Below are 9,732 nucleotides of genomic sequence, written 5' to 3'. Positions count from 1 at the left end.
GAACCTCCTCGCGAGCCTGCGGACCTCCCGCGCACCGCCCGGCTCGAAGGCGTGGTCCCAGTAGCCCCGCTCGGCGAGCTCGATCTGCGCCAGCAGCCGGCGGATCGGGCGGAGCGCGAGAAGGCAGACCGCGAGCGAGATCGCCGCCCCGAGAGCGGCGGCCGTAACGACGAAGTGTGCGAGCCACATCGTCCGCCGGCGGCGGGCGTCGCCGGCGAGCTTGTCAGGCCGTTCGGTTGACGGCGAGCAGGCCGCGCGCGGGGCGGAGGAGCGGCACATCGACCGGCAACTGCGCCCGGACTCCGGCCCCCGCTCCCTTCGGGCCCGGCTGACACGAGCGTCCGTCCCTGATGATCGAGGAGCGCGACGCCGTGATGGCCGCGGCCGAGCGCGACGAGCGCATCGTGGTGGCGCCTCACGGCCCGGGCCGCCTCCGCCGGCGTCGCGGCGCTTTTCAGCGACTGCGCGAGGGGTGCGAGCGACTCGACCAGCAGGCCGCTGCGGGTCCGTTCCTCCGCGGCACGCTCGAGCGAAAACTGCCAGAAGGAGACCGCACCCATCACGGCCAGCGCCGTCGCGGTCGCGCCGGCGGCCAGGGTCCAGAGAGGAGGCTCCTCCTTGAGCCCCGGCCGCCGCCACGCACGGCGCCGTCTCAAGGCGTGATGTGGTCGGCGCGCATGCCGCCGCAGCCGTCCTTCGAAACGCCGCGGCCGCAATGCCCCTTGTGGCAGGCGTCACCGGCGAAGCCGGACGGATTCATCCGCGCGAGCCAGTCGTGGACGCCCTTGCGAACCTCCGCGGCGCTCCGGCCCGCGAGCACCAGTTGCTTGGCGCGACCCCACATCGCCCGGGCGAGATTGCACTTGCAGCAGCAGGTTGCCGCGGAGAAGTCGCTGCAGCAGGGAGCCGGCATCGGGCTCAGCGCCTCTGCCATCACCTTCTGCTGCTCGGCGTCCAGCTTCGTCGCGCGATCGAAGGCGATCAGGCGCTCCAGCTCCGCCTTGCGTGCCTCGGGCCCGGGCGCCGTTTCGGCCGCCCGGAGAACCGGGGCGGTCATCAGAATCAGCGCGGCGCAAAGCCCGCCGGCGACCAGCCTGGCGCGACGCCGCCGTGTCTCGTCGATGGCTCGATCTCTCATCTTTCGTCTCCTCGATCGTCTTCATCTCGCACGCACCGCCGGACCGCACCATGCGGCGTCTCGACGGCACGCCGTCGTCAATCGGCCGGGAAGGCCCGCACTTCCCGGATCGTCACCCTCCCCTCGCCGTCGAGCCACAGCCCCGTCCTCCCCGGCGGCGGGGCGCTCGTGTGCCCGTGTGCCGCGAGGTCGCCTCCGACGTAGCCCTTGAGGTGCGAGCCGTGCGCCGCGACGGCGAGCGAAACGGTGGTGCCCGGCTCCCCGACCGTCGCCTCGTCAAGTTCCTCCACCGTTCCGTCCCGCTCGTCGACGAGGCGCGCGGTGCCGCCGGGGCCGAGGACGAAGGCCCCGAAATCACCCGGCCCGCGAAAGTGGTGCACGAGCCCGACGCGGCCGGTGAACCGGGCCCGCTCCACCTCGGCGTCCACCTGGACGTCGCCGAAGCGGCCGGGCAGCAGAAGGAAGATGCGGCCGTGCACGTCCAGCGCGAGTCCCTGCGCCTCCCCCACGCCGGCGGGACGCACCGAAGCGCCCGGTCCGCCGGTGACGATCGCGATCGCCGAGCCGAGATCGCTCTCGGAGCCCGGTCCGGGTTCCCAGGCGACGGCGCCGTCCTCATCGATCGTCACGCCGGAGCGGGGCGCCGGGGCGGACGGCTCCGGCGCGTTCTCGCGGGCAACCGCGACACCGTGCCGGAAGACGAGCGCGCCGCCCCTGTCCGCCGTCACGGCGACGAGCGCGAGCAGCGGCAAGGAGGCCGCCAGAACCACGGCGCGTCCGGCGGGGTGCGTGTCACCTCCCTTCCGGGCCCCTGCGTACAGCAGGGCGAGCCGAACGACCGCCAGCAGGACCGCCGCTGTGGCGGTCCAAAACGCGGCATCGGCGTGGCGCCCGATCGCCGCCTGCACCTCCGGGGCCGGCAACGGGAGACCGTCCGCCGCGCGGCGACCCGAGAGATAGGCCGCGACCGCGGAAGCGGCGCCCAGGCTCCACGCCGCCGCCGCGGCCCGGTCGAGCCAGGCGGCCCGGCGCACGGCGAGGGCGCCCGCCTCCGCCAGCGCACCGACGAAGAGGAGCGCCACGGGAAAATGCACGAGCGCCGGGTGCAGGTTCGGCAGGCTCGTTCCCGACAGCAAGTCCATCGCCCCGCTCCTCGTCGCCCGCCTCCCCCCGAGGAGGGCCGGAAATCACTTCTCCTGGACGACGCCGCAGCGAGGCATCTTCTTGCCGAGATAGGGATTCCCGATCTCACCCTCCGGCTGCAGCCAGCGGCGCCTGACCATCGGACAGCTCGCGACGACCGGCTTGTCCCCGGCCACCAGCTCCCCATAGGAGATCAACGACTCGGAAAGCGCGCCGAACGCGGCGCGGGCGCTGTCCAGATCGCCGGCGGCTGCCAGCTCCTTCGCCGCCTTCTCGATCGCGGGCAGCAGGGCCCTCACCTCGCCGGCATGCTGCTCGTCCACGCCGGCCTCCTCCGCGTCGAACGCGTGCTCCAGCCGGGACGCCCGGCGCGCGATCTTCTTCGCGTGATCGGAGACGGATTCGAGCGAATCGGCGACCAGCGCCGTCCGGATCGCTTCGTACTCGCCGGCGATGCGCTGGAACGCGCTCCGCGAGGCGTGCTCGGCATGCTCATCGTGGTTCCCGCCGTGCGCGAATCCGGCCGGGACCCCGCCAGGGACGCCGTTGCAACGGCCAGCAGCAGATTCTTCACCACACTCATGGTCCTTCCTCCAGGGAATTCGCTCCCTTTGAGCGCGCGGTCGGTCAGGCGCCGTCCGCTGTGCTTTTCGGCCCCGGGCCGAGCGCCTCCGCCCCGTCGCGCACGCGCACCGCCCGTTCCACGTTCGACACGAAGACGATCCCGTCGCCGCCGGCCCCCGTCCGGGCTTCCTCGACGATCGCGGCCACCAACCGATCGACGTCCCCGGTCCGGCAGACCACCTCCACCTTGGCCACCTTCGGGGCCCGGCGGATGTCGGCCGGGGCCAGCGTGAACAGGCGCGGCTCGTACCCGTAACCGACGCCGTGGCAGGCGGAAACGGTGATCCCCGGGGCCCCTTCCGCCTCCAGCCGGTTCACGACGGCGTCCACGCGGCGCGAGCTGACGAATGCCTCGATCGATCTCGTCGAGTCCTCCTCGCAAGCGCGCCAAGGCCAAAGGCGGTCACGCCCGTTCCTCCTGCTCCCCGGCCGTCGGGAACAGCGGCCCCTTCTCGAGGCCACTCGAGCGCCAGATGAAGTAGATCGCCGGGAACAGGATCAGCTCGGCGATGAACGAGGTGACGACGCCGCCGATCATCGGGGCGGCGATGCGCCGCATCACGTCCGCGCCGGATCCCGTCGCCCATAGGATCGGCGTCAGCGACAGCAGAATCGCCATGACGGTCATCATCTTCGGCCTGATCCTCTGCACAGCGCCGTGGTCGACCGCGTCGGCGAGATCGGCGTAGGTCGCCATCCGCCCCTCCCTCTTCCAGGTCTCGTAGGCGATGTCGAGGTAGAGCAGCATGACGACCCCGGTCTCCGCGGCCAGCCCCGCCAGAGCGATCAGTCCCACCCAGACCGCCACCGACCAGTTGTAATGGAGCCAGTAGAGGATCCAGATCGAGCCGATCAGCGAGAACGGAACCGCAAGCAGGACGAGAAGCGTCTTGACGAACGACTTCGAGTGAATGTAGAGAATGAAGAAGATGATGAACAGTGTCACCGGAACGATGACGAGCAGCCGCGCCCGCACCCGTTCCATGTATTCGTACTGGCCCGACCAGAAGATCGTGTAACCCGGCGGCAAGTCAACCTTTTCCGCCACCTCCTTCTGCGCCCGGGCGACCCACGAGCCGACGTCGATCCCCCGCAAGTCGACGTAGACCCAGGCATTGGGGCGCGCGTTCTCGGTCTTGATCGAAGGCGGTCCCTGCCGGATCCGGATCGTCGCCAGTTGCGACAGCGGCACCTGGGCACCGGTCGGCGTGGCGACCAGGGTCTCGCCCAGCACCTCCAGGTCGTCGCGGAGCTCGCGCGGATACCGGACGTTGATCGGGTAGCGCTCGAGGCCCTCGACGGTCCACGAGACGTTCATCCCGCCGATCGCTGACTGGATCACATCCTGCACGTCGCCCACGGTGAGTCCGAACCGCGCGGCCGCCTCCCTGTCGATCTCGAAATCGAGATAGTTGCCGCCCATCACGCGCTCGGCGTAAGCGGAGAGCGTTCCGGGCAAAGGCTTGACGACCGCCTCCACCTGCTTGCCGATCCGTTCGAGGGTCTTCAGATCCGGGCCGGCGATCTTGATCCCCACGGGGGTCTTGATCCCGGTCGACAACATGTCAATGCGGGTCTTGATCGGCATCGTCCAGGCATTGGTGACACCCGGGAACTGGATCGCCCGGTCCAGTTCCCGCTTCAGCTTCTCTTTCGTCATCCCCGGCCGCCATTCGGACGGATCCTTCAGCATGATCGTCGTCTCGATCATCGACAGCGGCGCCGGATCGGTCGCCGTCTCGGCCCGCCCTATCTTGCCGAAGACGTGGTGCACCTCCGGGAACTGCTTGATGATCTTGTCGGTCTGCTGCAGCAACTCCCGGGCCTTGGTGATGGAAATGCCCGGGAACGTCGTCGGCATGTAGAGCAGGTCCCCTTCCCACAGCGGCGGCATGAACTCCGACCCGACGTGCTCGAGCGGCCACACCGTCACCGCGAGGGCCACGATGGAAATGAACACCACCGGCCACCGCCACCTCAGCGACCAGTTGAGCAACGGGGTGTACAGCCAGCGCAGCACGCGGGAGACCGGGTGGTGTTCCTCGCTGTGGGTGCGCCCCCGCACGAACCAGTACATCAGGACAGGGACGATCGTCACCGACAGGATCGACGCCATTCCCATCGAGTAGGTCTTCGTGAACGCAAGAGGCTTGAACAGCCGCCCTTCCTGCGCCTGCAACGTGAAGACCGGCAGGAACGAGACTGTGATCACAAGCAGCGTGAAGAACAGCGTGGGCCCCACCTCTTTCGACGAGTCGAGGATGATGTCGAAGTGCGAACGCTGGCCGCGCCATTGTTCGTAATGCTTGTGGGCGTTCTCGACCATGATGATCGCCGCATCCACGAGCACTCCGATCGAGATCGCGATGCCGCCCAGCGACATGATGTTCGCGCCCAGGCCCTGCACGTTCATCACGATGAAGGCCAGCAGGATCGAGACCGGAATCGAAAGGATCGCCACGAAGGCCGACCGGAAGTGGAACAGGAACAGGATGCACACGACGGACACGATGATCGACTCCTCGATCAGCGTGTGCGTGAGCGTCTCGATCGAGCGGTGGATCAGCTTCGTCCGGTCGTAGGCCACCTCGATCTGGATGTCGTCCGGCAGGCCCTGTTTGAGCTCGGCCAGCCTCTCCTTGACCCGGGCGATCGTCGACAGCGTGTCCGCCCCGAGTCGGACCACGACGATACCGCCGACCGTTTCGCCTTCTCCGTTCCAATCCGCGAGACCGCGCCTGATCTCCGGCCCGATCGTCACGTTGGCTACATGTTTGAGGAGGACCGGCGTCCCACCCGGGCCGGCGCCGAGGACGATGTTCTCCAGGTCCCGGATCTCCTTGACGTAGCCGAGACCGCGGACCATGAATTCCTTTTCGCCCATCTCGACCAGCCGCCCCCCGACGTCGTTGTTGGAGCGCTGGATCGCCCGCTTGATCTGCTGAATGGAGATGCCGAAGGCGCGAAGTTTGACCGGATCGACCTCGATCTGATACTGGCGCACGAACCCGCCGATCGACGCGACTTCCGAGACGCCTTCCACCGACATGAGTCCGTACTTCAGATACCAGTCCTGGTAACTTCGCAGCTCCGCCAGAGAACGCTTTTTCGAGTTGAGCACGTACATGAAGGCCCAGCCGACGCCGGTGGCGTCAGGGCCGAGCTGCGGCGACACGCCGGGCGGCAGTTGGGAGGAGAGGCCGGACAGGTACTCGAGCACGCGCGAGCGGGCCCAGTAGAGGTCGGTGCCGTCTTCGAAGATCACGTAGACGAACGAGAACCCGAAAAAGGAGTAGCCGCGGACGACCTTCGCGTAAGGCACGGCCAGCATTTTCGACGTGATCGGGTAGGTGACCTGGTCCTCGACGACCTGCGGCGCCTGCCCCGGATACTCGGTGTAGATGATCACCTGCACGTCCGAAAGATCGGGGATGGCGTCCAGGCGGATCGTCTTGACGGCCCAGACGCCGCCGAGGACGGCAAAGGCGGTGGCGATCACCACCAGGAGCTGGTTCCGAAGCGACCACTCGATCAGCTTGTCCAGCATGTGAACGTCCTCAGCGGTGCTTGTGCGATCCGGAGGCGGCGAGCATCTTCTGGATCGCCTCGCGCAGGTTCGATTCCGAGTCGATGAGGAACTGCGCGGAGGTGACCACCTCTTCTCCCTCCTGCAGGCCGGAGATCACCTGTATGTAGCCGCCCCCCCGCCGCCCCAGCTCCACTTCCCGCGGAGCGAAGCGGCCGCCGCCGAGGGCGACGATCACGACGTCGCGCTGTCCCGTGCGGATGACCGCGTACGACGGCACCGCGACGGCGTTCCTGACGACGACCGGCTCGAATTCGACCTCGGCGTACATCCCCGCGCGCAGCTTCCCTGAGGGATTGGGAACCCGGAGGGTGACGCGAACGGTGCGGGTCTTTTCCGAAACCTGAGGCTCGACGAACAGCACGCGTCCCGAGAACTCTTCACCCGGAAAGTACGTCAGCCGGATGTGAGCGCTCGATCCGGTATCGATCCAGGCCAGCTGGTCCTCGTAGACCTCCACCGTCAGCCACAGAGTGGAGAGGTCGGCGATGTGAATGACATCCATGCCCGGCCGGATCGCCATCCCCTCGAGGCCGTGCATCCTCTTCATGACGACGCCGTTGGACGGAGCGGTCACCGTGAGCGTGCGAAAGACCGTTCCGGTTTCCTCCAGCCGCCGGATCTGATCTTCCGTGATATCCCAGTAGGCGAGCCGGCGGCGGGCCGCCTCGAGCAGCTCCTCGGCTCTTCGGCGCACGTCTTCCGGAGCGGTTGCCATCCGGCGTGCGTACTCCAGCGCCGAAAGCAGCTCCTGTTCCGTCTGCACCAGTTCCGGCGAGTACACTTCGAACAGAGGATCGCCCTTCCGAACCTCCTGCCCGATGTAGTTGACGTAGGTTTTCTCGACGAATCCGCTGTACTTCGTCGTCACCGTCACCATCTTTTCCTGGTCGTAGTCCAGGTAACCGACGGTCCGGATGGGACGCTTCAGGTCTCGCCGGACCACCTTCTCGGTGACGACGCCCATGTTCTGCACGACGGCGGGATCAATCGTGACGACCGCACCACCCGTAGCGGCCTTCTCGACCTCGTCCGCGTACACCGGGACATAGTCCATTCCCATCTCGTCCTTCATCGGGACGGGCGAGGTGATGGTCGGGTTCATCGGATTCCGGTAGAAAAGGATCTTCCGCTCACCCGCCGGGGCCGGGGCGGCCTCGACTGGCTGTTCGAGGGGAACGAGATCCATCCCGCAGATCGGGCACTGGCCGGGCTCGTCCTGCACCACCTGCGGATGCATGCCGCAGGTCCAGAGCTGCTTCTCCTGCTCGCCCCCGTGCGGCTCGGCGGCAGTCGGGGCGGCTCCCGCCCTCAGGCCGAGGCGGGCGCCCAGGGGGGTCGCCAGGAGCAGAGCGCCCAGCGCGAGGCCCGACGCCATCCCGATCACGAGCCAGAGGATGCGCCCGCCCGTCCCGGGGGCGCGGTCTTTCGGCGTCATCGTGCCGCCTCCTTCCTTCGAGCCGCAGACACGTCGGCGAGCGGAGAACCGATCGCCCGTTCGAGGTCGATGTAGGCCAGATGAAGCTCGGTGCGTGCCCGAAGCTCCCCGAGGCGCACCTCGAGGAGCACGCGCTCGGCGTCGAGCAGATCGAGCACGTCGGCCCTTCCCGTCTCGTAGGCGTACCTGGCCGAGTTCAGCGATTCCTCCGCCTGGGGTCCGAGCACGGCGTGGAAGAGATCGTACTGGTCGCGCAGGATCGGAATCCTGGCGCCGAGGTCTTCGAGAGCTCCGGAGATCTCCGACAGAGCGGTCCTGTGAATCGCCTCGGCGGCGCCCCGAGACTCGATCGCCTCGCGGACCTGCGCCGTCAACCGCCGCTTGCGGATGGGAAGGTTGATCGACGCGGCGAGACCGACGATGTCCTCGCCGTTGTCCGGCGGCGGAGAGAGCTTTCCCGCCGGATCGGAGCGTCCGCCGACGGCGGTGTACGTGAGCCCGACGGTGAAGTCGGGCCTGTAGTCCTTGTGCGCCAGCTCCACCATCGTCCGCGAGCGCTCGATCTCCGCAAGGGCTGCGAGGACCTCGGGACGACGGTGCTCCGCCCATCGCCGGAGTTCGGCGAGATCGGGCGGCAACTCGGGAAGCTCCGGTAGCGAGACCTTCGGCAGGGCGGCGCCCGCGGGCCGGTCGCGCAGCTCGTTCAGCGCCGCCTCCACCCGGACGCGAGCCGCATCGATGTCGAGCAGCCGCGTCCGGTCGCGCGTGATCTCCGCCTGCAGCTTGACGACCGCCTGGGCGAGGCCCGCTCCCGTCTCGTAGTGGGCGCGGGCCAACCTTTCGAACTCGGAGAGCGTCGCGAGGTCCTCTTCGACGATCCGCTGCTCTTCGACCAGGAACGCCAGCCGAATGGCCAGGCGCCGCGCCTCGCTGACGACATCGAGCGCGACCGCCTCAGCTCGCTGGGCCACGGCGCTCGCCCCCTCCAGCGCCGCACGTTCCCTGAGCGTCAACTTCCCGAACCATGGGAAGTGCTGGCTCAAAGAGGCCGAGGCGCGCTGGGGACCGGTCCGCGTCTCGGGAGGTAGGAGGAACAGCCCGACACCGAACCTCGGATCGGGCAGCGTCCCCGCTTGCGGCGCCTTCTGCGCCGCGGCGCGCGCCCGGGCCCGGGCCGCGGCCAGTCTCGGGTTCCGCTCGAGCACTTCGCGCAGTAGAGCCGCGACCCCCGGCGCCGTCTCGGTCCGAACGAACCGCTCCGCGGCGGGAGGCACGGGCCGCACTTCCGGTCCCGCCTGGGCGACAAAGGCACCGGCCGCGAGCAGCGCGGCGGCCCTCGCCGCCCGAACGACTCGACTTCCGCTCATCCCGTCCTCTCCGCGGCGATCGGCGCGCGCCGCACGGAACCGCCCGGCCACCCACCGAAAGGCCACAGGCCATGCCGTCCCGGAGCCGCGCCGCGTCAGGACGGCCCCGAGCGCGACGGAGGGTGATGTCCGGCCCGCGGCGCTCCGGCGCCGCAGGCGGCTGACCTTGCAACCGAGGTGCCAGCGGGGGCGGAGTGCCCCCGGGCCGCGCAACGACTTGACCGGACTCGGTTTCGGGACGCCCAGCGGAAGGGACGACAGGGCCCCGTGACCCGCCCGGTCACTCGGCCGTGGCGGAGCGGGTCACGGGGCCCGATCGTCCCTTCCGCGGGGCGTCCCGAAACCGAGTCCGGTCAAGTCCTTGCGCGGCCCGGGGGGCTCCGCCCCCGCTGGCACCTCGGTTGCAGGGTCAGCCTCCTGCGGCGCCGGAGCGCCG

Annotated in this window: 8 protein-coding genes and 1 pseudogene; 1 reads left to right on the top strand and 8 read right to left on the bottom strand. The window is 68.9% G+C overall.

From position 1 onward, the window contains the following. The first annotated feature begins 65 nt into the window (after positions 1-65). Positions 66-167, top strand: a pseudogene (locus D6718_04145) (type II toxin-antitoxin system VapB family antitoxin). Positions 168-223: 56 nt separating this feature from the next. On the opposite strand, the gene D6718_04140 reads toward D6718_04145, so the two are convergent. The 8 genes from D6718_04140 to D6718_04105 all read right to left on the bottom strand — a co-directional run bounded on the left by D6718_04140 (position 224) and on the right by D6718_04105 (position 9,362). Then, entirely contained in the window at positions 224-403 is a 180-nt protein-coding gene (locus tag D6718_04140) for a hypothetical protein (GenBank protein RMG47246.1), read from the bottom strand. Between the two features lie 249 nt (positions 404-652). Further along, positions 653-1,138 (bottom strand): hypothetical protein, encoded by a 486-nt coding sequence (locus D6718_04135; GenBank protein ID RMG47245.1) that lies wholly within the window; start codon positions 1,136-1,138, stop codon positions 653-655. A 77-nt stretch (positions 1,139-1,215) separates the two neighbouring features. Next, positions 1,216-2,280 carry a hypothetical protein gene (locus tag D6718_04130; protein RMG47244.1) on the bottom strand — a complete coding sequence of 355 codons (1,065 nt, stop codon included), beginning with the start codon at positions 2,278-2,280 and terminating at the stop codon, positions 1,216-1,218. Positions 2,281-2,325: 45 nt separating this feature from the next. Then, the gene (locus D6718_04125) at positions 2,326-3,060 is read right to left on the bottom strand and encodes a DUF3347 domain-containing protein (protein RMG47243.1); all 735 of its coding nucleotides are present in this window, start codon (positions 3,058-3,060) and stop codon (positions 2,326-2,328) included. Continuing rightward, positions 2,909-3,262: a P-II family nitrogen regulator gene (locus D6718_04120; GenBank protein ID RMG47247.1), complete on the bottom strand. Its 354-nt coding sequence runs from the start codon at positions 3,260-3,262 to the stop codon at positions 2,909-2,911. The genes D6718_04125 and D6718_04120 overlap by 152 nt, the downstream gene beginning before the upstream one ends. Positions 3,263-3,308: 46 nt before the next feature. Next, positions 3,309-6,452, bottom strand: a complete 3,144-nt coding sequence (locus tag D6718_04115) for an efflux RND transporter permease subunit (protein ID RMG47242.1) — start codon at positions 6,450-6,452, stop codon at positions 3,309-3,311. A gap of 10 nt (positions 6,453-6,462) precedes the next feature. After that, complete coding sequence (locus D6718_04110; protein RMG47241.1) at positions 6,463-7,929, bottom strand: efflux RND transporter periplasmic adaptor subunit; 1,467 nt, start codon at positions 7,927-7,929, stop codon at positions 6,463-6,465. Then, positions 7,926-9,362, bottom strand: a complete 1,437-nt coding sequence (locus D6718_04105) for a TolC family protein (GenBank protein RMG47240.1) — start codon at positions 9,360-9,362, stop codon at positions 7,926-7,928. The genes D6718_04110 and D6718_04105 overlap by 4 nt, the downstream gene beginning before the upstream one ends. Between the last annotated feature and the right edge of the window lie 370 nt (positions 9,363-9,732).

Source organism: Acidobacteriota bacterium (assembly GCA_003696075.1).
Taxonomy (GTDB): Bacteria; Acidobacteriota; Polarisedimenticolia; order J045; family J045; genus J045.
Note: the sequence above shows the minus strand (reverse complement) of the source record. Positions and strands in the feature narration are given on the sequence as shown.